This is a genomic window from Hymenobacter frigidus, from assembly GCF_014640435.1.
Classification (GTDB): Bacteria; Bacteroidota; Bacteroidia; order Cytophagales; family Hymenobacteraceae; genus Hymenobacter; species Hymenobacter frigidus.
Genome location: NZ_BMGY01000013.1, coordinates 22,542 through 43,927, shown reverse-complemented (window position 1 = coordinate 43,927; position 21,386 = coordinate 22,542). Strand labels below are relative to the sequence as shown.

At 62.6% G+C, this 21,386-nt stretch carries 19 protein-coding genes; 9 read left to right on the top strand and 10 right to left on the bottom strand.

The genetic code is table 11. The features are described from left to right. Positions 1-66 precede the first annotated feature (66 nt). Together IEW17_RS08910 and IEW17_RS08905 are read left to right on the top strand one after the other, a co-directional pair. A complete protein-coding gene (locus IEW17_RS08910; protein ID WP_188561693.1) occupies positions 67-1,149 on the top strand; it encodes a GumC domain-containing protein in 1,083 nt (360 codons plus the stop codon). Beyond that, positions 1,146-2,624, top strand: a complete 1,479-nt coding sequence (locus IEW17_RS08905; protein WP_188561692.1) for an O-antigen ligase family protein — start codon at positions 1,146-1,148, stop codon at positions 2,622-2,624. The genes IEW17_RS08910 and IEW17_RS08905 overlap by 4 nt, the downstream gene beginning before the upstream one ends. A gap of 159 nt (positions 2,625-2,783) precedes the next feature. On the opposite strand, the gene IEW17_RS08900 is transcribed toward IEW17_RS08905, so the two are convergent. The 5 genes from IEW17_RS08900 to IEW17_RS08880 form a co-directional block, all read right to left on the bottom strand. Then, complete coding sequence (locus tag IEW17_RS08900) at positions 2,784-4,091, bottom strand: PP2C family protein-serine/threonine phosphatase (RefSeq protein ID WP_188561691.1); 1,308 nt, start codon at positions 4,089-4,091, stop codon at positions 2,784-2,786. Positions 4,092-4,139: 48 nt separating this feature from the next. After that, positions 4,140-5,345 (bottom strand): ABC transporter permease, encoded by a 1,206-nt coding sequence (locus IEW17_RS08895; RefSeq protein WP_188561690.1) that lies wholly within the window; start codon positions 5,343-5,345, stop codon positions 4,140-4,142. A 2-nt stretch (positions 5,346-5,347) separates the two neighbouring features. After that, positions 5,348-5,605, bottom strand: a complete 258-nt coding sequence (locus IEW17_RS08890) for a hypothetical protein (RefSeq protein WP_188561689.1) — start codon at positions 5,603-5,605, stop codon at positions 5,348-5,350. Positions 5,606-6,323: 718 nt separating this feature from the next. Further along, positions 6,324-7,334 carry a glycosyltransferase gene (locus IEW17_RS08885; RefSeq protein ID WP_188561688.1) on the bottom strand — a complete coding sequence of 337 codons (1,011 nt, stop codon included), beginning with the start codon at positions 7,332-7,334 and terminating at the stop codon, positions 6,324-6,326. A 170-nt stretch (positions 7,335-7,504) separates the two neighbouring features. Next, a complete protein-coding gene (locus tag IEW17_RS08880) occupies positions 7,505-8,602 on the bottom strand; it encodes a lysylphosphatidylglycerol synthase domain-containing protein (protein ID WP_188561687.1) in 1,098 nt (365 codons plus the stop codon). Between IEW17_RS08880 and ruvC the strand changes: the two genes are divergently transcribed. Next, positions 8,603-9,244, top strand: a complete 642-nt coding sequence (gene ruvC, locus IEW17_RS08875) for a crossover junction endodeoxyribonuclease RuvC (protein ID WP_188561686.1) — start codon at positions 8,603-8,605, stop codon at positions 9,242-9,244. Between the two features lie 16 nt (positions 9,245-9,260). On the opposite strand, the gene IEW17_RS08870 is transcribed toward ruvC, so the two are convergent. Further along, positions 9,261-10,343: a tetratricopeptide repeat protein gene (locus IEW17_RS08870; protein ID WP_188561685.1), complete on the bottom strand. Its 1,083-nt coding sequence runs from the start codon at positions 10,341-10,343 to the stop codon at positions 9,261-9,263. 79 nt (positions 10,344-10,422) lie between these two features. After that, positions 10,423-11,226, bottom strand: coding sequence for a PhzF family phenazine biosynthesis protein (locus tag IEW17_RS08865; RefSeq protein WP_308420607.1), 804 nt, complete (start codon positions 11,224-11,226; stop codon positions 10,423-10,425). Positions 11,227-11,416: 190 nt separating this feature from the next. Between IEW17_RS08865 and IEW17_RS08860 the strand changes: the two genes are divergently transcribed. From IEW17_RS08860 to IEW17_RS08850, 3 genes are all read left to right on the top strand, one after another. After that, a complete protein-coding gene (locus IEW17_RS08860) occupies positions 11,417-11,986 on the top strand; it encodes an RNA polymerase sigma factor (protein ID WP_188561683.1) in 570 nt (189 codons plus the stop codon). Continuing rightward, positions 11,983-13,752 (top strand): outer membrane beta-barrel protein, encoded by a 1,770-nt coding sequence (locus IEW17_RS08855; protein WP_188561682.1) that lies wholly within the window; start codon positions 11,983-11,985, stop codon positions 13,750-13,752. The genes IEW17_RS08860 and IEW17_RS08855 overlap by 4 nt, the downstream gene beginning before the upstream one ends. A gap of 203 nt (positions 13,753-13,955) precedes the next feature. Continuing rightward, on the top strand, positions 13,956-14,474 hold the full coding sequence (locus tag IEW17_RS08850) for a 2'-5' RNA ligase family protein (RefSeq protein ID WP_188561681.1): 519 nt from the start codon (positions 13,956-13,958) through the stop codon (positions 14,472-14,474). 257 nt (positions 14,475-14,731) lie between these two features. Here the strand turns inward: IEW17_RS08850 and IEW17_RS08845 are convergent, their stop codons facing one another. Then, positions 14,732-15,748 carry an alpha/beta hydrolase family protein gene (locus IEW17_RS08845; RefSeq protein ID WP_188561680.1) on the bottom strand — a complete coding sequence of 339 codons (1,017 nt, stop codon included), beginning with the start codon at positions 15,746-15,748 and terminating at the stop codon, positions 14,732-14,734. Positions 15,749-15,825: 77 nt separating this feature from the next. Beyond that, entirely contained in the window at positions 15,826-16,071 is a 246-nt protein-coding gene (locus IEW17_RS08840; RefSeq protein ID WP_188561679.1) for a hypothetical protein, read from the bottom strand. 55 nt (positions 16,072-16,126) lie between these two features. Between IEW17_RS08840 and IEW17_RS08835 the strand changes: the two genes are divergently transcribed. Then, on the top strand, positions 16,127-17,482 hold the full coding sequence (locus tag IEW17_RS08835) for a YfcC family protein (RefSeq protein WP_188561678.1): 1,356 nt from the start codon (positions 16,127-16,129) through the stop codon (positions 17,480-17,482). A 135-nt stretch (positions 17,483-17,617) separates the two neighbouring features. Here IEW17_RS08835 and IEW17_RS08830 read toward each other — a convergent pair whose 3' ends face one another. Next, positions 17,618-18,025: a DUF6960 family protein gene (locus tag IEW17_RS08830; protein WP_188561677.1), complete on the bottom strand. Its 408-nt coding sequence runs from the start codon at positions 18,023-18,025 to the stop codon at positions 17,618-17,620. Between the two features lie 341 nt (positions 18,026-18,366). Between IEW17_RS08830 and IEW17_RS08825 the strand changes: the two genes are divergently transcribed. After that, positions 18,367-20,253: an alpha-amylase family glycosyl hydrolase gene (locus tag IEW17_RS08825; protein WP_229748906.1), complete on the top strand. Its 1,887-nt coding sequence runs from the start codon at positions 18,367-18,369 to the stop codon at positions 20,251-20,253. Positions 20,254-20,364: 111 nt separating this feature from the next. Next, positions 20,365-21,249, top strand: a complete 885-nt coding sequence (locus IEW17_RS08820; RefSeq protein WP_188561676.1) for a YitT family protein — start codon at positions 20,365-20,367, stop codon at positions 21,247-21,249. The last annotated feature ends 137 nt before the right edge of the window (positions 21,250-21,386 follow it).

Here is a 21,386-nt window from a genome sequence, read left to right as displayed (position 1 = left end):
CCCGTTGCCCTCCCGCGTTCCACCCTCTGAATTATTCGTGCGGGCTTGGGCATCCTTTCTTTCTCTATGTCTGCACCTTCTTTCTCGCTGGTGGGCCTCGGGCCCATTATCAACCGCTGGAAATACTTCGTGGCCGGAGCCGTTGCTTTGGCCGCCATCGTGAGCATTATCGTGGCACTGCTGCTGCCCAACGTGTACCGCTCCACCGCTATTTTCATTCCTACCAACCCGCAAATGGCCGACCCTGACCGGCTGCTGGAAACCGGCAACCAGCCCGGCAGCAAGCTGGAGCTGGGCGGCCGGGCCGAGGATTTGGACCGCGTCATCACCATTGGCGAATCGCAGCCGGTGGCCGAGATTATTATCAAGCAGTTCGACCTCTACCAACACTACAAGGCCGGCGCGCCGGGCGATGATGCCGTTGACAACTACGTGCTGAGCGAGTTCAGCAGCAACCTGGGCATTGTGCACAACGAGCGCGACGCAATCGAGCTGACTTTTGCCGACGAGGACAAAAAACTGGCCGCCGCCGTGGCCAATGCCCTGGTGCACGCCATCGACTCGGTGAACCAGCAGCTGACGCTGGAAAACCGCCGCACCGTGCTCGACCTCTACCGCCAGCGCTACGAGTACCTCAGCACCAGCTTTGAGCGCAGCCGCCGCGAGCTGATTGGAGCCCGCAATCGGTACGGCATCTTCGGGCTCGAAATGCAGGGCCGCTACATGGTGAAGCAGCTCATTGAAACCGAGGCGGCCCTGCGCAAGGCCGAAGCCAGCGGCGGCGACGTGGCCGGCCTGCGACGCAGCCTGCGCGGCCTGACCCGCGCCGACGGCGGCAACCTCATCAACCTGGAAAGCTACGTGCGCGGCACCGACTCGCTGGCCATGTTCACGACCCGCGTGGCCGACCTGCAGACCCGCTTAATCTCGGCTCGCAGCGCCTACGAAACAGCCGAGCTAAGCATCACGGGTCGGATTTCGAGCGTGTATCTGGTGCAGAAAGCCTACCCGGCCACCAAGAAATTCAAGCCTGTGCGCTCGCTCATCGTGCTGGGCTCGGTGCTGCTCACGCTGGTGCTGTCGGTGATGTTCATCGCCCTGCTGGAATTGTACCGCCACAACCGGCCCGGGGCCGTGCGCCCGGCGTGAACCCGCCCGTGACCGACCGGCTGCACCAGATTCTGCGCGGCTTCGATGGCCCGCAGCGCCTGTTTATGGGGTTTGTGGGGCTATTGGTGGCTGGTGGTGCGGCGGCGGCGCTGGCCCAGATGCCAGCGTTGCTGCTACCGGGCCTGCTGGCTGTGGGCGTGCTGGTGGCGGTAGTGGAATGGCGCTGGCTCTACTACCTGCTGTTTTTCCTGCTGCCTTTCACCGAAGAAATCAGCCTGTTTGGTGGCCTGAGCATGGACGTGCCTTCCGAGCCGCTGATGCTGGCCCTCACCGCCTGCGTGGCCGGCACCCTGCTGCTGGGCGCGGGCCGGCTGCCGCGCCGCGAGTGGCTGCACCCGCTGGTAGTGGTGCTGGGCCTGATGCTGCTCTGGACGGCCGCAGACTCCGCTTTTTCGGTCGACACCACCAAGTCCATCAAGTACTTACTGGCGAAGGCGTGGTACATCACGCCGTTTTTGTTGGGCACCCTGCTGGTGGTGCGCCGGCCCAACGACACCTGGCGCTTTGCGGCGTTCTACGCCGTGGGCGCGGGCCTGAGTGTGCTGTACGTGGCCAGCCGCCACGCCACCAAAGGCTTTAGCTTTGAGCAGATTAACTGGGCGTTGCACCCGTTTTTCCGCAACCACGTTATTTACGCCACCATGCTGGCGCTGCTGGTGCCGTTTGCGTGGTTCGCGCTGAAGTCTACGCGCAACGTGGGCGGCCGTTTGGCGTGGCGCGTGGCGCTGGGGCTGCTGCTGTTCGGGCTGCTCACGTCCTACACGCGGGCTTCTATAGTGTCGCTGCCGCTGGCGGGCCTGTTTTACCTGGCCATGCGCTTGCGCCTTGTCAAAGCATTGTTGCTGACCGTGGCGCTGGGCACCACGCTGGCCGTGACCTACGAGGTGAGCGGCGACAACTACATGGAGCTGGCCCCCAACTACGAGCGCACGATATTTAATGGCAAGAATTTCGAGAAGCACCTCGAAGCCACCTATAAGATGCAGGACGTGTCGGGCATGGAGCGGGTATACCGCTGGGTAGCCGCCGCCCGCATGATAGCCGAAAAGCCGCTGGTGGGCAGCGGGGCAGCCACTTTCTATCCCGAATATAAGCGCTACACGCTCAAGAGCTTCCGCACGTACGTGAGCGACAACCCGGAGAAATCAACTACGCATAACTACTTTCTGCTCCAACTAGCCGAACAGGGAATTCCCGGTTTCTTGTTGTTCGTGAGCCTGATTGTGACGACCCTATTGCTGGCCGAACGCCTCTACCACCGCTCCCAACAGCGGCCGGAGGTGCGGCGCGTGGTGCTGGCGGCCACGTTGTCCTTCGTGGTCATCGTGTTTCACCTCACGCTCAATGAGCTGGTGGAAGTTGACAAGATTGGGCCGGTATTTTTCATCTGCCTGGCCCTGCTGGTGCGAGCCGACTCGTGGCTGGCCGAAGAACCAGTGAGGAGTGAAGAGTGAAGAGTGAGCAAAAGAACGTCATGCTGAGCACAGCCGAAGCATCTCGCGTGTGGTAGTAACTTTTTTCTTGCGATTGGATATGCTACTACACGCGAGATGCTTCGGCTACGCTCAGCATGACGTTCTAGTGGGATTCCGTCTCCACTACTGACCTTGACGTTACTTAAACCGGCAGCTAAGAATCGTCACATCATCGGCAAACTGCTCGTTGTGAGCGCTGAAGGTATTGATGCTGCTCATCAGCTCTTGGTGCAGCTTGGGCAGCGGCAGGTAGCGGCAGCGGCGCAGTACGCTCAGCACGCCTTCTTCGCCGAACTCGTTGTTATCGGCATCAAATACCTCGGTCAGGCCGTCGGTGTAGAGCAGCAGCAGGGACTGCGGCGAAATTTCGACCTGGCCCACGCGCAGTAGCGGCAGCTCTTCCATGATGCCGAGCATCACGGTACCGTCTTTCAGGGGTTTCACGGTGCCGTTGTCGGCCAGTAGCAGCGGGTCGTTATGGCCGGCGTTCACGTAATGCAGCACGCGGGTGCGCCGGTCGTAAATGCCGAGGAAAGCGGTAATAAACTTCTCGCCGCCCGAGTTGCGGAACAGCAAGTGGTTGAGCTCGGGTACGATGGTGACCAGCTCTACGCCCTGGCGCAACAGCGTGCGCAGCCCGGCCTGGAAGTTCGACATCAGCAGCGAAGCCGGCACGCCCTTGCCGCTCACATCAGCCACGCACAGCAGCAGGCGGTCAGCATCGATTTCGACCACGTCGTAGTAGTCGCCGCCTATTTCGGTGTGGGGCACGTAGGTGCGCTCCATGGCCAAATGGGCGTCGTTGGGCAGCTTGCGCGGGAAAAGCATGGCCTGCACTTCCTGGGCAATTTCAATTTCCTTGCGCACGGCGGCATCGGCCACGCGCTGGGCCTGGAGGCGGCGGCTTTCCACGGCCCCCACCAGTGTATTAGCCAGCGAGCTGAGGAAGGGAATGAGCTGCTGCCGGTCGAAATCACTGCGCACCCCGCCCACAAATACGTAGGCCGCCACTTGCTTTTGCCGAAGAATAGGGATAACCAGCTCGTACCGGTCCCAGGCGGGGTCGAGGTGCAGGTCTTCCACGGCCTGGGGCTGGGTTACGCCGCCTTCGAGCAGGTGCGGCGTCATTACCAGCTTCTCGGCCTGAGCCAGGTCGGTGCCCAGCGCCAGGCGCGCCCGGAATTCATGGCCTTCGCGGGCCACCAACAGCAGATGCACCACGTTGCGCTGGCCCTGCAAAGTGAGACGAAGCATGTGGTAAAGCTCGTCCACGGAGTGGTCGCGGGCCGTCATGTCGTGCGCCATGCCCAGCACGGTATCCAGCTCGAACTGCTTGAGCAGCAGCTGCCGCTTGAGCTGTTTGATTTGCTCATCGCGCACTGTTACAAGCCCGCCAGCGGGCTCGGCCACAGATTCGGCAGAAAAATGGGGAGCGGCGAAAGCCATATAGCAAGATACAAATTATCGTGCAGACGTGCACGTGACGCTGCAAACTTAACCCATCACGGGGGTTTTGGGGTCGTAGGCGTCGCGCAGGCCGTTGCCAAGTAGATTGAAGCTGAGCACGAGCAGCGAAATGGCCGTGCCCGGCAGCAGCGTGAGCCACAGGCCGGCCTCGGTGCCGAGCAGGTCGTAGCCTTCTTTCACCATCAGGCCCCAGCTGGGCGCGGGCGGCTGCACGCCCAGCCCCAGGAAGCTCAGCCCGGCTTCGAGCAGAATGGCGGCGGCAAAATTACTGGTGGCCAGCACGATGAGCGGGCCGCGCATATTGGGCAGCAGGTGCCGCGCAATGAGGCGGGCGGTGGGCAGCCCGAGCACCCGGCCAGCCTCCACGAAGGTGGCCGAGCGCAGGCTGAGCATCTGGCCGCGCACCACCCGAGCCACATCAACCCACATGGTGAGGCCCACGGCTACGAAACTGACCCACACGCCTTTGCTATCCAGGGCCAACGAAATAGCAATAACCAGCATGATGCCCGGAATACTCCACACCACGGTCATCACGCCAAGCAAAACCGAATCGACCCAGCCGCCGAAGTAGCCGGCCACGGCCCCCACGGCCATGCCCAGCACCACCGAAATCAGCACCGCCACCAGCCCGATGCCCAGCGAAATGCGCGTGCCCAGCAGCAGCCGGCTCAGCTCGTCGCGTCCGGCCTTGTCGGTGCCCAGCACGTAGAAACGGTTGATAAGATGCTCGTCGCGCACCAGGCGCTGTAGCTCGGCGCGGGAACCAGGATGGCCCACTACGGTGCTAAGGGCCAAGCGGCGCAATCGGCCAGCCTCGGCCGAGTGCTCGCCCAAGGGCTTGAGGATGATGGAGTCGCCGACAAACTGGTAGCCGCCGATGGGCGTTTCCTGCACGGCGGGCTCGCGGCCGCGCAGCCAGGTGGTCAGCAGGTTATCGGAGGCCACGCCGAAACGGGCCGAATCGGGCAGCGGCTGGCGCAGCAGCAGTACCCGCAAGCCGGGACGCTCCTTCTGAATCTGGACAAAACCGTGGTTGGCGTTGGGCGAATTATCGGGCAGCACCCAGTAGCCCAGCAGGGCAATGAGCGTGCAGAGGGCAATAAAAGCCAGTCCGGCTACGGCAGGTCGGTTTTGCCACAGGCGCTGGCGCACGTAGTAGCCGGGCGGGCGGGCAGCCGCACTCACGGGGGCCGGGGCTATCGGCGCGGCGCTCGAAACTGCCGTGGCCACCGCTAGCGGGTATTGTGCTGCAACAGGCCTTCTTTGGAAGCCAGGTACGAGGCATCGCGGGCAATGGCTCCGAACGAAGTGGTTTCGTAAGCCAGCTCGGTGTCCGGGTCGGGCCAGTAGCTGCGAATGAGGCCCTGCTCCAGCAAGGTGCGGAGCTGGTCTTCCAGCTCGGGCGCGGGCAGGCCGGTTTTCTGGAGCAGCGCGCGGAACGGGGTAACGAAGTAAAGCTCGTCGAGTAGGTTGAATTCGGGGTCAGTCACGGGGAAATTGGGCGTGAGGCGGTGGTTTGGGCAAATGTAAGCCCGGCGCTGGACAACCCTGCTCCTCACTCTTGTGCCTAATCTGAAAAGCAACGCCAAGATAATTCCTTAATCCGGCACGATATGATGTACTGTAAGTCGGACAAGCCTATATAATGCTGGCTTTTCAATTAATTTAAAGCAGGTTTACATCAGACAACATAAAGCTGATAACCTCTTACACCAATGGATAATGACAAGTCATAAGCCTTTAAAAAGCATTGCTCATAATTTTGGTCACTCATTTATCAGTTTGATGAACTGGATAAACGATGACTATTTCTTAGGTCATTTATTAAAGCAGGCAAGAGCTACAAATTTGAATAGGCTGGAAGTGGATATATTGACGGGCACTGCGAAACCTGGACGACTCACAACCAATTCGATTTGTGATTCAATTAAGCACCGGTGTAACTGGTTTCCGACTTTGGTTGTCAATAGTGGAGCATCAATGGACTTTGTAAGTAGTGCCATCATGATTATAGAGTTTGACCTGTTAACCGCAAGGCCTTCAATAATTTATAGTAAGCTTATTGAGACTCCATTCACCTGTGAAATAAGAATAATCGATGAAAGAGGGAAGGAGTATAATTCCAAACACGAAGGGTGGTGGTATCCGGAATCATGAGCGAATACCTTTTGCACTGCACATGTACAATGAATCGGTATTCTACAAGACTCACCGCACGGCCCGCCCCTTCCACTCGTAGCCGCCGCGCCAGCCCGCCGCCCCTACCGCCAGCGCATATGGCGCGTACAGCAGCTGCAGCGGCAACAGTCCCCACAGCCACTTCCGCTGCCCGAAGAAGCGGAGTACCGGCCCCAAAAACCACGCATCGGCCCCGAGTTTTAGTACCCAGGCAGCCGCCACCCAAAGCCAGAGACCGGGCCAGCAAGTGGCGGCCGTAGTGCCGGCCGCCAGCGCCACGTTGGCTCCCAGCACCAGCAGGGCCAGGCGGCGCGGGGCGGCACTGTGGTAGTGTCGCCACTTGCTGGCCCAGCGCACCCGCTGCCGCAACAACGCCCGCAGCGTGGGTGGCGCGGCCGTGCGGGCAATAGCCGCCGCATCGGCCAGGAAATGGGTTGTGCTGGGAAAAGCCGCGTGGATTTTATGCAGCAGAAATTCATCGTCGCCGCTGGCGAGGTGGGCGTTGTCGGTGTAGCCCCCCACGGCCTCGAAGGCGGCGCGGCGATAAGCCAGGTTGGCCCCGTTGCACATGGTGGGCTGCTGGCGGGCCAGGCAGGCCGCGCCCACTCCTACCAGGCCCGCGAACTCCAGGCCCATGAGCGTGGTGAAGAAGGTATTTGGGCCGGTAAGCAGCACCGGGCCGCTGATGAAGTTGGCCTGCGGGCGCAGGGCGAGCAGTGCCGCATAAGCAGCCAACCAACCGGGGCTGAGGCGGCAGTCGGCATCGGTGCATACCAGCCACGGGGCGCGGGCCGCTTGCAAAGCGGCTTGCAGGGCGGCTTTTTTGCCAGTTTGCATTTTGGGTAAGCCGATAAGACGCACTGCAATGCCGGTTTCTTCAGCCGCCGCCGCTACCAGAGCGGCGGTGGCATCGGTGGAATGGTCGTCGGCGATAAGGACTTCGAAACGGGCGGTGGGCAGAGTTTGGGCGGCGAGGTCGCGCAGGAGTTGGGGCAGATTTTCGGCTTCGTTGCGGGCAGCAATGAGAACGGAGAAAATCAATGAAGAATCAGGAATGAGGAATGAAGAATTAACAGGTGACGATTCCGGATTCCTGATTCCTGATTGACCTTCAAGCGCAGCGGCATTCTCGGCCCAGCCAGCCCGGAGCCAGACCATCAGCCCCGCGTACAGCAGCGGCAGCACCAACAGCCCCATTCCCACGGCCACTATCATTTACTGCTCCGTTTTTCGCGCAGCACGCGCAGTCCCGGCACCAGCAGCAGCCCGGCCGCGCTGGGCAGCGCGATATTAATCACCCACAAGCTCAGGCTGGCGCTGAGTACCGGCAGCGCCGGCTGGCCCAGCAGCCCAAATAAATGCGTGGCGGACAGCTCCCGCACGCCCACATCGGCCAGCGCGTTGAGCGATGGTACCAACGATTTCAGAAAAAACGTGCCCGCCACGGCGGCCAGCCCCGGCCCCAGCGGACCGCCCACGCCGTACGCCGCCAGCAGCAGCATAAACTGCCCGCAAAACACCGCGTAGCGCAGCCCCGAAATAGCCAGCACCGCGTGCAGCGCCGCCGCCGGATACGTGGGCATGATGGCCAGCGCCGGCCGGAACCGCCGCAGCGGCCGCCACACGTCCAGCGCCGCCAGTAGCAGCTGCGAGCGGTAGAGCGGCACCAACACCAGCCCGCTTAGCAGCAGCGCCGAAACCGCTACGCCCACCCCAGCGGCCGGGTAGCCTTTCAAATAAAACTTCAGCAGGAAGTAGAGCAGGCCCGCCACGCCCGCCAGCACCGTGGCCACCAGCTGGCAGTAGCGGCCCAGAAAAACGGCCCCCAGCGCACTCACGCGGCGGCTTTTGAGCTCGATGATGCGGCCGGCGTAGTCGCCCACGCGGTTGGGAGTAGCGAAGCCCAGCGTGAGGCCCACCAGCACCGCCCGGAAACTGCGCCCGAACGTGACGGGCTCCAGGTGCCGGGCCAGGCGGTACCATTTCCAGGCTTCGAGGCCCCAATTGGCGGGCACCAGAGCCAGGGCGAGCAGCACGGGGCCGCGCCCGGCGCCGCTCAGCGTGGTGCTGAGCAGCTGCCGCCAGGCCGCGGCCGTATCGGGGGCGGCGAAAATGGAATTATAAAGCAGGCCCAACGTAAGCAGCGTCACCCCAATTTTGCCCCAGAATACCAGACGGCGCCACTGCCGGGCCCGGCGGTTTTCGGGTTCGGGCGGGGCTGGAATTTGGCCGGAACCCGAGGCGCTGGCTTCGGCCGAAACCGACGCCTCGGCGGCAGCGGCCTTGCTGGGGTCGTAGCTTTGTGCCAAATGCCTGCCCCCCTTCGCCCCCGCCCCGCTCCCGCTGTCGAACTGCTGCCCAAAGTCATCATGGGCGTCGACCCCGGCACCCAGATTATGGGCTACGCCCTGATTGAGGTGCGCGGCCAGCGGGTCGACGTGCTGTGCTACGACGTTATCAACATGAAGGCCTTGGGGTCGAATCACGCCGTAAAGCTAAAGCGGATTTTCGACCGCATGCTGGAGCTCATCGACGAGTACCTACCTGATGAGCTGGCCATCGAAGCCCCGTTTTTCGGCGTCAACGTGCAGAGCATGCTCAAGCTGGGCCGGGCCCAGGGCGTGGCCATTGCCGCCGCCCTCTCCCGCCAGATTCCTTACGTCGAGTACGCGCCTACCAAGGTAAAGCAGTCCGTAACCGGCTCGGGCTCGGCTACCAAGGAGCAAGTGGCCCACATGCTGCGCCAGACGCTTGCGCTGCCGCCCATCGCCGCAGCCAGCACGTTTCTGGACGCCACCGATGCGCTGGCCGTAGCCCTGTGCCACCACTACCAGAAGGGCAACGCCGCCGGGGCCAGCGGCGGCAAAAGCTGGGGGAAGTTCCTGGCCGAGAACCCCGAGCGGCTGGGGGCGAGCACCACCACGAAAAAAGCGCCTCGGAAAACGGCCTGACTTGGACGGGGGCCGACTAACGCACCGCCTTGGGCCAAATGTAGTTTTTCGACCATTCCTGAAATACCTGCACTTCGGCGGGGTGCGCGGCCAGCCACTGCTGCACCTCGGTGTCGTCGGTTTTCGATGCGTGAACGAGGTAGGTAAATGCCGGCACGAAGCCTTTCTTCTCCAGTTCCACGAAATACGGCACGTAGTAATTCCAGGTAAACCCGGTTTTAGTTTCCTTTTCATCAAGTTCCCCCAGCACCTTGCACAGTTTCCCAAATCGGCTGCTGAACTGTTCTATCGGCGTGGGCACCGGCATTCCTGGCGGTGGCATCAGGGCCGCGGCGCTTGATATAGACAACAGCATTTCGGCCGGGCCAAAGTTGTCCGACCCTTTGCTTTTACCATTGGCACCTTGCAGCGCCTCGGCCGAGATGTTGATGGAAATGGAGTTTTCGCCCGTTTTGACGGCACCTTGGCTCATGGCTTGGTCGAGCAACGGCAGACGCTGAGCCGCGCGGGCACTGTGCGGCTCCAACACCAGAAACCGGCCCAGCGCCATCATACCCGGCACGCGGGCGTGGCTACCAAGTTGCATCATCCCCAGGCTCATGTGTGAGCTGCCGTGCCGGGGGTTGAGGGCCACGGCTTGCTGGAAACTATTGATGGAAGCCGGTATCTGGCCACTGGTGGCTTGGGCTACACCCGCGTTGTAATGCAGCGAATACGCATCGGGGTGGCGCTTCAGCCCCTGCTCATAGGCTTGGTTGGCCTGCTTGCTTTTCTTCATGGCATCGAGGCTGTTGCCGTAGGTCACATAAACACTGGCGTCGATGTCGGGGTTAGTTTTCACCAGCTTTTCGCAGATGGCCACGGCTTCGGCATTGCGGCCCAACTCATTATAAGTGAGTGCCAGCTCGCTGAGGGCTGTTTCGTCTTTGGGCGCGGCGGCTAGAGCCTGCTGGTATTTGGCAATGGCTTCGTTGTACTTGCCAGCGTCGTAGAGCCTCACGCCCTCTTGTGTTAGTTCGCGTACGGGGGTAGAATTGTTGCTTTGCGCCAACACGGTACCAAAGCAGCAGCTCCACAGCAGGACAATTAATACTCTCATCAGGTAGAATGATTTTCGGTTTGGTAGTAAATCAATGGTCTTTTGCTCAATCTGTTTCACTGGTCAGCAAGCCCCGAAGTCACTCTGCATCAACCCGCAAGTCCCCCGCCGCATAGGTCACCGCGTAGCCGCTGATGTCCACCCGGTCGCCGCGCAGCTTGCACCATAAGTCACCGCCACGGGGCGAAATCTGGCGGGCGTGCAGCTCGGTTTTGCCCAGTTTTTGGGCCCAGTAGGGAATGAGCGTGCTGTGCGCCGAGCCGGTGACGGGGTCTTCGGGCACGCCCACGCGAGGGGCGAAAAAGCGCGACACGAAGTCCACGCCGTCGGGGCCGGGCGCGGTGGCGATGACGCCCACGTACTCGAGGGCGGCGATGCGGGCGTAGTCGGGTTTCAGGGCCCGGACTTCGGCTTCGGTGTTGAATACCACCAGCAGGTCGCGGGCGGCCAGCACGTGCAGGGGCGTGGCGCGCAGGGCATCCGTGAGGCCGGTGGGATGCGTGGTGAGCTCCTGTGGCGGGCGCGAGGGAAAGTCGAGCGTAAGGCGGCCGTCGGACGCGCGCGAAACCCGCAATGGGCCGCTCTGGCTATGAAACGTGACCGCATCACCCAGAAAACCGAGGTGCTGAAACAGCACGTGGGCCGAGGCCAGCGTGGCGTGGCCGCACAGGTCGATTTCTACCGCCGGCGTAAACCAGCGGATGTCGTACTCGGCCGGCGTACCGGGGCGGGGCACGATGAAGGCGGTTTCGGCCAGGTTGTTCTCGGCCGCGATTTGCTGCATGAGCGCAGCGGGCAGGGCGGTTTCGAGCGGGCACACGCCGGCGGGGTTGCCGGCAAAAGCCGTTTGGGAGAAGGCGTCGACGTGGAAGTAGGGTATCACGGCAGGAATTGAATTGGGGATAAGAGCACGCATTGGCAGGGCAAGAATACGACTTTGTGGCGGGGTGGAAAGCGTGGCGCAATTATTTTCAAAATAACTTAGGGCCGGTGCAACCCAGCGGGGCGGCGGCCGGTCAAGGCAGCACGAAGCGGGTCGTGCACAGTCCGCTTTCCTTATTCTTCTTTCTGCAATGCCGCCTCCCACTGCTCCGGTCGACGAGGCCTTGCTGGCGGCGTGCCGGCGGGGCGAATCTGCGGCCCAGCACCGGCTCTACCAAAAGCTTTCCTATCTACTGATGGGCGTGTGCCTGCGCTATTGCCCCAACCGGGCCGAAGCGGAAGACGCCCTGCAAAACACGTTCGTTAAAATATTCACCCGCCTCGACCAATTCCGGGGCCAAGGGCCGTTTGAGGCCTGGGCGCGGCGCATTGCCGTCACCACCTCGCTGCACGCCCTGGAGCAGCACCGCCTGCGCCACCCCGGCCCCGGCGTGGACCTCGACGGCGCAGCCACCGAGCAGCCCAGCACCGCGCCCTCGGCCCTCGATAACCTGGCCACCGCCGACCTGCTGGCCCTGCTGGCCACGCTGCCGCCGGGCTACCGCGCCGTGCTCAACCTCTACGCCGTGGAGGGCTACTCGCACCAGGAAATCGGCGAGCTGCTGGGCATCGCCGAAGGCACTTCCAAATCGCAGCTGGCGCGGGCCCGCCGGCTGCTCGAAACCCGCCTGACGGCCCAGCACCACCCCCAACTGCCATGACCGACCGCCACCCCGACGACCTGTACGATGCCCTGCGCGACCGCCTGGCCGACTACGGCCAGGAGCCGCCCGCGCCGCTCTGGGCCAACATTCGGGCGCAGCTGCCGCCGCCGGTGGCCCGGCCCCAGCTGCGCCGCCGCCGCTGGAGCCGCGTGCTGCTGCTGGGCCTGCTGGTGGCCGTGGTGGGCAGCACCTACTGGCTCTGGCGGCATACTGCGGCCACTGGTCCGCTTGCCCACCGCACGCCTACGACGGGCGCTCTAGGTATTGAGCACAGACTGGGGAAAGAAGAAACAGGCGCGACTACTCCTATCCCACCCGACGCTGCTCGCACTGGCGGACCACAAACTTCTGCTTCTTCAACAAGCACCAAGCGAACGGCCGCAGCCCCGAACGCCGCTTCTTCACCGACTTCGACGGATACTTACGCTGCCAATACGGTTCCGGCAGTTGCTGCCGATGCTACCACGTCTGCTGGTCCGGGTATTGCGAACGGCAAACAGGCAGCTCGGGCAGGGCGTGGCCGGCTGGCAGCTGGTCGTACGTTGGCTGGCCGGGCTGGCACCACAGCCCGGGAGCCCGGTTTCGGTGCCGACAGAGCCGGCGATGAGTCGGAAGGAAGCCGAGGTACTCGCTCGGTTCGGAACAGAGCGGCTGGAAACGCTGCATTTGTGCGGCAAACCACTGTTGAGCACCGCGCGCGTCGCCGGACAGCGCGTAGCACCATAATCGTTTCTGCTGCATACACCGGTTCGCCCGCGACTCGACCGGCACCTCCGAGCCTGGGCGTGGTTGCCAAAAGCACACTGAGCACGAGGCCCACAGGAATTACCGACCGCAATGAGTCTTCGGAAACCACGGCGGTGCAGCGCACGACCCGAACGGCACCAACTTCCTTGGCGACGAATAGTCCACTGCCCGTCGCGACTAATTTCTCAGTGACTGCGGCGGCTGAAACTTCTACGGTGGCTACGAGCCGGGTAGCCGCCTCGCCCGTGGCCCTGGAGCTCTCCGCTGTGCCGGGGCCGTTCGTGCGTGCACAGCCAGATTCATTCTACTTACCTAAGCTGCTGGCGCGGCACTGGGCCTTGCTGGTGCTGGCTGGCCCGGCCCTCACGCACCGCCGCGTGGGAAGCAGCGCTTTGGACCAGGCTACTGCTACATCACCTGGTGTTAGACCGTCATCGCCCATTACGAGGCCCGATAGCACAACCCACCAAATAGCGCAGCAAGAGCGCCAAAGCACTGGTTTTGGGGTGCAGGTGCAAGCAAGCCGGGTGCTTAACGGCCGCTGGACCATCAGCGCGGGCCTTGGCTATCAGGAATATGCGAGCATGGTTGAAACGACCGAAACTATTGCTAACCGGTTTATGCTGACTTCGACCTCCACCATCACCCACCGCGATACCTACCAGTTTCTGACGGTGCCCGTGCAGGCGCATTACGTGTTGGGCCAGGCTGGAAAACGCCTGCGCTACGGCCTAGTGGCCGGCGCCGAAGCGGCTATTTATCTGGGTGGCAGCAACCTGCAGCTCACCGGTAATATCAAAGACTGGAACACCAGCAACAACCCCTACCGCTCACTCAACCTCGCCCTGAACACTGGCTTGGATATGCGTTATCGCCTCGCTCCTCGTCTGGAAGTGGTGGCACAGCCCACGGTCACGTACTTCCTCAACCCGCTGGCCAGGCCCGCCTCCGGCCTCCCGCCGCGCTACTTATGGGGCGGCAGCGCCCTGCTGGGCCTCTCCTACCACCTGCGCTAACGGGCCGCTCTACTACTCCACGCCGGCGATAAATGTGTCGCGCACCTCGGGCCACCGGCCAGGGTGAGTACCTGAGCGGCGTGCTGAATCAGAAGCGAGTACGGGGCAGAATCGGTCATGGGCGGGCGGCGGAGCGGGCCGGTAAAGTACGGCCAGCGCACCCAGCTTTGCGTATCTACTGACGTTTGCTCTGCTCCTGCCCTATGCCCGATTCCGAAGCGCCCCTTATTCTCAGCCTGACGCTCGACGACGCGGCTCAGACCTATTTCAATGCCCTGCGCCGCCAGCACTTTCCGGCCCGCATCAACTACCTGGCCGCGCATCTCACCTTGTTTCACCATTTGCCCGGGGCCGAACTTGACGCCGTGAGCGCCCAGCTGCACAGCCTTTGCCGCGCTCAGCCGCCGCTGCCGCTGGCCGTTACGGGCCTGCGCTCACTGGGCCGGGGCGTGGCCTTCACGCTCGAAAACGAGGAGCTGCGCGCCCTGCACCACCGCCTGCAGCAGGGTTTTGCGCCCTGGCTCACGCCGCAAGACCAGCAAAGACTGCAGCCGCACGTCACCATCCAAAACAAGGTGGAGCCCGCCGAGGCCCGGCAGCTACTAACCGATTTGCAGACCGAATTTGCTCCGTTTGGGGCGGTGGGCACCGGCCTGCACCTGTGGGCCTACCGCCAGGGCCCGTGGGAAAGCGTAGCAGTTTTTCCCTTCGGCTGCTGCTAAGTAAGCTGCCGGTTTGTTGGGGGCGTGCCGGCCATCGAAAATGATTTGGGGCCCCGGCTCCGGCGGGGAAATAGCCGTTGCGGGGTCGGGCCGCTGTCAATTATGGTCCGGTGAGCATGGCGCGTGTCGTAACAAATATGGTCGGTTTTTGAAGACTTACCGACCTGCTTGCGCATCTTCCCAGTCGACCAACGCTTGCTTCCCCTCGCGGACAACCGGCGGCTGCCCCAAGCTATCGGAGCGCAGAACGGGGGGTGCTACCGCACCGGGGGCAGCAGGCCCGCCCAGCGCAGAAAGTCGCGGCCTACCACGGGCCAGTAATCATCGTCGTAGCTAGGTTTTCCGTCGGCTTTCAGCCTAAAAAAGTTGTGCTCGCGGCCCAGGTAGCTATGGAAAGCAAAGTTAGTTTTGTGCAGGCGCATCGTTTCCAGTCGCAGGAAATCATCGCTTAGCACCGCTTTGTCGCGGGTGCCATAACCGATAAAAACCGGCACCTTGGTTTGGAGCAGCACGGTAATTGGTGGGGTGGAAAAGCCGTAGGTGCTACGGTTGTCGTCGCCCGGCGTGCAGTCAGTCCGCGTGGGGTCAGCCACCACCTCACGCCACCATTTGAATGCTTGCCGCACAACGACGGTATCACCAGCAGCTTCTTCCTGCCGGTCATCGGCAATTATAGACAACATTCTTCCCAGCGGGTTCCCACTCAAATACACGGCTCGATTGACCAGGCCCGGTACCGCAGCCAGATGCGCCGTGATAGTCGTGCCCGCCGAATGGCCGCCCACCGTCACGTTGCGGGACTCGACCCAAGGCTGCTTTTTGAGATAGCGCAACACAGCCGTATTACGGCGCACGTAGTAATCGACGTAGTTGCGCTGGCAGTAGGCAAGCGGCGGAATACGGGTCTTTTTGTCCACGAAGCTACCATTGGCGTCTAATTCCTTCAAATCGGCTATTAGCGGAATACCGGGCTTGCCGATGATGGCCAGATGGCAGCCGGCCACCAACGAATCGGCTCCGAGGCGGGTGGCAAACGGAAATACCCGAAATGGCCCCAAACTATCGACGAGCACTAGCGGCGTGGGCAGCGAGCCCTGACACCACAGTAGCAGCGGCTTCCGAAGCTTCTCCTCCCCTTTCTTCGATTGCACCAGCACGTCCACGCTGTCCTTCCCAAACAACACCACCAGGTGCAGGTAGCCAAACTCCTCCAGCGTGCGCCGGCCAGGCAGCACTTGGGCAGTGGCAGGCCGCTCCATCCCCAACAGCAACACGAGTAACCATCCCAAAACACGCATTCTTTTCTCCCGGCAAAGCTCCGCGGCAGTAGTGCCGGGGCGGCGCAAGGACCTTACAGGCCCACCGGCAGTTGCACCAGCCGCAGGTAGTCGCCCAGCCCGGCGGGCTTCTGAAATACGTGGATGAAGAGGATATGCTCCTCGCTGCGGCTGCGCCATGTTTCGGCGTAAAAGCCCTCCACGGCATAAAGCGTCAGGTCAAAGCTGTCCTCCTGGCGCTCGGCCAGACGGGTGCCGTGCCGGGCAAGATGCTCGGCCTGGTGGCGCTGGTGCAAGGCTTTGAAGGCGGTAATGGTCATGGCAGGCGGAACGGGGATTTTGCAAAGTTCGTGCGCAGCCGCCCTACTTTGTGCCATGAATCGTTTCCGCTTTCCGCATCCCCTGGTGCTTATTGTAGGCTTTATTATCCTGGCCGCCGCGCTGAGCTACGTGCTGCCCGCCGGCGAATTTGTCCGCCGCCTCGACCCCGCTACGGGCCGGCAGGTGGTAGTGGCCGGTTCATACCACGCCGTACCCGCCGCCCCCGTGGGCCCGCTCGACGTGCTGGTGGACGTGCCCAAGGGCCTGGCCGACGCGGCGGCCGTGGTGTTCCTGATTTTCCTGGCCGGCGGGGCCTTCACGGTGGTCGACCAGACCGGGGCCTTGCGCTTCGGCGTAGACTGGCTGCTGCGCCGCGCCCACGGCCGCGAGGTGCTCGTGATACCGCTGGTGGGCCTGCTCTTTGCCATCATGGGCGCGCTGGAAAACATGGGCGAGGAGATTATTCCGCTGGTGCCGGTGCTGCTGGTGCTCATGCGCCGGCTGGGCTACCCCGTGCTCACGGCGGTGGCGGCCAGCGTGGGGGCGGCGTTTGTGGGGGCGGCATTCAGTCCAATCAACCCCTTTCAGGTGGGCATTGCCCAGAAGCTGGCGCAGCTGCCGCTGCTCTCGGGCGGGGCCTACCGCCTGGGCTTTCTGGTGGTGGCCGTGGCGGGCTGGCTGTGGGCCACCACGCGCCACGCCGTGCGCCACCGCCAGGCCCCCGACCTCACGGCCGATGCCGCCGAAGCGGCGGCCGGCCCGGTGGCCAGCGGCGGGCGGCCCGGCCTGGTGCTGCTGCTGATGCTGGCCGCGTTTGGCGTATTTGCCTACGGCGTGGTGCAGCTGCACTGGGAGTTCGAACAGATGTCGGCGCTGTTTCTGGGGCTGGGGCTGGCGGCAGGGCTGCTGGGCGGCCGGGGCCTCACGGGCACGGCCGAGGGCTTCATCGCGGGCTTCCGCGACATTGCGTTTTCGGCCTTGCTCATTGGCTTTGCGCGAGCCATTTTCGTGGTGCTCGAACAAGGCCGCATCGTGGATACCATTGTGCACGGCCTGGCCGAGCCGCTGGGCCACCTTCCCGTGGCGCTGGCCGCCCTGGGCATGATGGGCGTGCAAACTCTATTGCACGTGCCCGTGCCCAGCGGCAGCGGGCAGGCCACGCTCACCATGCCGCTGCTGGTGCCGCTATCCGATATCTTGGGGCTGTCGCGCCAAGTCACGGTGCTGGCGTTTCAATACGGAGCGGGCCTCTGCGAGCTCATCACGCCCACCAACGGCACGCTGATGGCCATGCTGGCCGCCACCGGCGTGCGGTTTGAGCAGTGGCTGAAGTTTGCCGCGCCGCTCTGGGCCGCGCTGTTCGCGCTGGGGGCGGTGGCGGTGGTGATGGGCATCATCGTGGGCGTGTAGGAGTCCGTGCGAAAAGAAGAGCGTCATGCCGAGCGCAACCGAGGCATCTCGCCCGCATCGTTGTGATGGTTCTGATTACTACCCCACGCGAGATACCTCGGCTGCGCTCGGCATGACGTTCTGGCTTTGTTCAGGTTAGTCGGCCCGCAGCTCGGCGGCGGCGAATACGCGCGGCAGTTTGCGCCGCCGCTCCACAATCATGAAGGTAGCCGTGTCGGTAGCTTCGTCCCAAAACACATCAGAGATGAGCCCGAAGTGGCGGTACTGGCCGGGCGCGGGCGTTACCTCTTCCACCGAATCGCCGAAGCTGAACTTGGGCTTGTGGTAGATTTCCTTGAACAGCTCGGGCCGCACCAGAAACTGCTGTTCGTCGTAGCGGATGGTGGCCCACTCGCCTTCACTGTCCTCCGAAATTTTCTCAAATAGCTTGCCCACGGGCTCCAGCAGCTCGAACGCGCGGCGGTTGGCGGGGTGAATGTAGCGGAACCCGTAATCGGGCGACCAGCCGTAAAGGCCAAAAACAACGGGTTTGGGACGGCGCATAAGAAGCGGTAAAGCGAGAGCAAAGGTTACCCCCAAAACCTGATTCACACGCTCAGAGTTGCCTTACGCCGCTCTTGAGTCCGCTTCGGAAGCCCTTATCAGTGCCTCGGTTCCAGGGAAAAGTAAGGGGCTGGTATAGCAGGGTGACCACGCTCAAAAACTGGGGACGTTCAGGCTTTGAGACCCGGGCAGGACTTCTCAATTACCTGTTAAACAAGCCATCAGAATACGAAGAGGCCGCGCTTTTAGCCTAAAGCACGGCCTCTTCGTATTCTGAGAGTACCCACTGCCCAATACCGGCCGCATTTTCGGCTGCCCGGACGGCGGGCAGTCTGCTTTCGATGCCCCACTCTTCCGCTCCCAAACCCGCTTCCAGCGCTAAATCAGCCCCCAAGGCAACTACTAAAGCCGCCCCGACCAAAACCGCCCCCACTGGCCCCGCGCCGCAGCCCGGCATGGGGGCCGTGCTGCACGCCGCCGGCACCACCTTCCGGGTCTGGGCTCCGCACGCCGACGAGGTGTCCGTCATCGGCACGTTCAACGACTGGGACGCGCTGAAAAACCCGCTGCAACACGAAGCCAACGGCTATTGGGCCACCGATGTGCCCGCCGCCAAAGCTGGTAACGAGTACAAGTTTCACCTGACAAACCAGGGCCAGACCTTTGACCGCAACGACCCCTACGCCCGGGAAATGACCAACTCGGCCGGCGCGTCGGTGGTGCACGACCCGGCGTTTGACTGGGGCGACGACCATTTCGAGATGCCCGCCTGGAACGACCTGGTGATTTACGAATTGCACGTGGGCACCTTCAACGCCCCCGACCAGCAGCAAGTGGGCACGTTTCGGAGCGTGGCCGAAAAGCTGCCCTATCTGCGCGATTTGGGCATCAATTGCATCGAGCTGCTGCCGGCGGCCGAGTTCCCGGGCAGCCGCTCCTGGGGTTATAATCCGGCCAACCCGTTTGCGCTCGAAAGCGACTACGGCGGGCCGGTGGCCTTTAAGGAAATGGTGAAGCAGGCCCACCAGCACGGTATTGCCGTGGTCCTGGACGTGGTGTACAACCACTTCGGCCCCGGCGACCTCAACCTCTGGCAGTTCGATGGCTGGAGCGAAAACGACGGTGGCGGCATCTACTTCTACAACGACTGGCGCGCCAAAACGCCCTGGGGCGAAAACCGCCCCGACTACGGCCGCCCCGAAGTGCGCCGGTACATCCGCGACAATGCGCTGATGTGGTTGGAAGAATACCGCTGCGATGGCTTGCGGGCCGATGCCATTGCCTTCGTTCGCAACGTGAACGGCGAGGAAGACCCCGGCGCCGACCTGCCCGACGGCCATAGCCTGATGGGCTGGATTAACGCCGAAATCGACCAGACAATGCCTTGGAAAATCACCATCGCGGAAGACCTGCGCGGCAATGCCAGCATCACCGAAGCGGTGGCCAATGGTGGCCAGGGCTTCGACTCGCAGTGGGACAACGCCTTTGTGTACCCCATTCGGGAGGCCCTGACCACCCAGCACGACGCCGACCGTGACATGAGCGCCGTAGCCGAAGCGCTGACGAAATCCTACAATGACGACGCTTTTCAACGCGTTATTTACACGGAAAGCCACGACGAGGTGGCCAACGGCAAAAGCCGCGTGCCCAAGGAAATCATGCCCGGCGACGCGGCCCACTGGTTCCCGAAGAAGCGCGCCACGCTGGGCGCGGCGCTGGTGTTCACGGCCCCCGGCATCCCCATGCTGTTTCAGGGCCAGGAGTTCCTGGCCGATGGCTCGTTTGTGGACACCGAGCCTTTGGATTGGCAGCAGGCCGAGGACTACAAGGGCTTAGTGCACCTTTACCGCGACCTGATTGCCCTGCGCCGCAACCGGGCCGGCCTCACGCCGGGCCTGCGCGGGCAGCACATCCACGTATTTCATATCAACAACGAGGCGAAGGTGCTGGCCTTCGCCCGCTGGGATACGGGCAGCGAGGCCAGCCAGGCCACCATTGTGCTGGCCAACTTTGCCAACCAAACCCACGAGGCCTACACCATCGGCCTGCCCGAAGCGGGTAGCTGGAAGGTGCGTTTCAACAGCGACTGGCGCGGCTACGACGGCGAGTTTGGCGACATGAACAGCTTCGGCATGGAGGCCGAAGAAGGCCCGCAGGATGGCTACGAGTGGCAGGGCAGCATTCCGCTGGCTCCCTACTCCACCCTGATTTTATCGCGGGAAAGTTAAGTCGCCACGCCTCGACATCAGATTCAGCCGCCTCTAACTATTTACTCAGAAACGTCATGCTGGACCCATTGCACCCATCAGGGCGTTTGTGTGCATTTCTAATAGCAACCCATGCAGACTCCCGCCACCTTTATTAACAGTCCGGCTTCGGAGCTGCGCAATGCTGTATTCATCGTGGCCGGGGTTTTTTCGGCGGCGTTTGGGCTGAAGGGATTCCTGCTGTCCAGCCACTTCATCGATGGCGGGGTAACGGGCGTGTCCATGCTGCTGGCGGCGGCGTTCAACCTACCACTAGCGGCGCTCATTCTCATCATCAACCTGCCCTTTGTGGCCCTGGGCTACCAGCAAATGGGCCACCGCTTTGCCCTGCGCAGCGCTTTGGGCATCGGTGGGCTGGCGCTGGTGCTGGCCGTCGTGCCCTTTCCCGACGTGACACCCGACAAGTTGCTCACGGCCGTATTTGGCGGCGTGTTTATCGGGGCGGGCATTGGGCTGGCCATGCGCGGCGGGGCCGTGCTCGACGGCACCGAAATTGCCGCCCTGCTTGCCAGCCGGCACCTGATGCTGCTCAAAGTCAGCGACATTATCCTAATTTTAAACCTGGTAATTTTCCTGGGAGCCGTATTTATTCTCGGCACCGAGCCGGCGTTGTACTCCATGCTCACGTACTTTGCCGCAGCCCGCGTCATGGAATTTGTGCTCAACGGCATCGAGCAGTACACCGGCGTCACTATTGTGTCGGAGCAAAGCGAGGCTATCCGGCTCGTTATCACCGAGTTTTTGGGCCGGGGTGTGACCCTCTACCAGGGCAAGGCCGGTTTCGGTAAGCGCAACGACCAGCTCAGCGAGCGCGACATCATCTTCACCGTCGTCACGCGCCTAGAGCTGCCCCAGCTCCGGGCCGAGGTGCAGCGCATCGACCCGCAGGCTTTCATCGTGCAGTACGGCATCGACGACGCCCAGGGCGGCATTATCAAAAGGCGGCCGCTGCACTAGGCGAGCAACCCAAGCTGCAAAGCCAGGAATTACGCAAACGTCCCGGATATTAGCCCCATCGGGGCGGCATACCGGCCGTAACCAGCTGTCAATCAGTCCCAATATCCCGGCAGGGCAACACCCGCCCATCGTACTGG

Bases quoted from the DNA above. Each gene is read 5' to 3' on its own strand.
- IEW17_RS08910 (WP_188561693.1), top strand. From the start codon at position 67: ATGTCTGCACCTTCTTTCTCGCTGGTGGGCCTCGGGCCCATTATCAAC.
- IEW17_RS08900 (WP_188561691.1), bottom strand. From the start codon at position 4,091: ATGGCTTTCGCCGCTCCCCATTTTTCTGCCGAATCTGTGGCCGAGCCC.
- ruvC (WP_188561686.1), top strand. From the start codon at position 8,603: ATGCCTGCCCCCCTTCGCCCCCGCCCCGCTCCCGCTGTCGAACTGCTG.
- IEW17_RS08870 (WP_188561685.1), bottom strand. From the start codon at position 10,343: ATGAGAGTATTAATTGTCCTGCTGTGGAGCTGCTGCTTTGGTACCGTG.
- IEW17_RS08860 (WP_188561683.1), top strand. From the start codon at position 11,417: ATGCCGCCTCCCACTGCTCCGGTCGACGAGGCCTTGCTGGCGGCGTGC.
- IEW17_RS08855 (WP_188561682.1), top strand. From the start codon at position 11,983: ATGACCGACCGCCACCCCGACGACCTGTACGATGCCCTGCGCGACCGC.
- IEW17_RS08850 (WP_188561681.1), top strand. From the start codon at position 13,956: ATGCCCGATTCCGAAGCGCCCCTTATTCTCAGCCTGACGCTCGACGAC.
- IEW17_RS08840 (WP_188561679.1), bottom strand. From the start codon at position 16,071: ATGACCATTACCGCCTTCAAAGCCTTGCACCAGCGCCACCAGGCCGAG.
- IEW17_RS08835 (WP_188561678.1), top strand. From the start codon at position 16,127: ATGAATCGTTTCCGCTTTCCGCATCCCCTGGTGCTTATTGTAGGCTTT.
- IEW17_RS08830 (WP_188561677.1), bottom strand. From the start codon at position 18,025: ATGCGCCGTCCCAAACCCGTTGTTTTTGGCCTTTACGGCTGGTCGCCC.
- IEW17_RS08825 (WP_229748906.1), top strand. From the start codon at position 18,367: ATGCCCCACTCTTCCGCTCCCAAACCCGCTTCCAGCGCTAAATCAGCC.
- IEW17_RS08820 (WP_188561676.1), top strand. From the start codon at position 20,365: ATGCAGACTCCCGCCACCTTTATTAACAGTCCGGCTTCGGAGCTGCGC.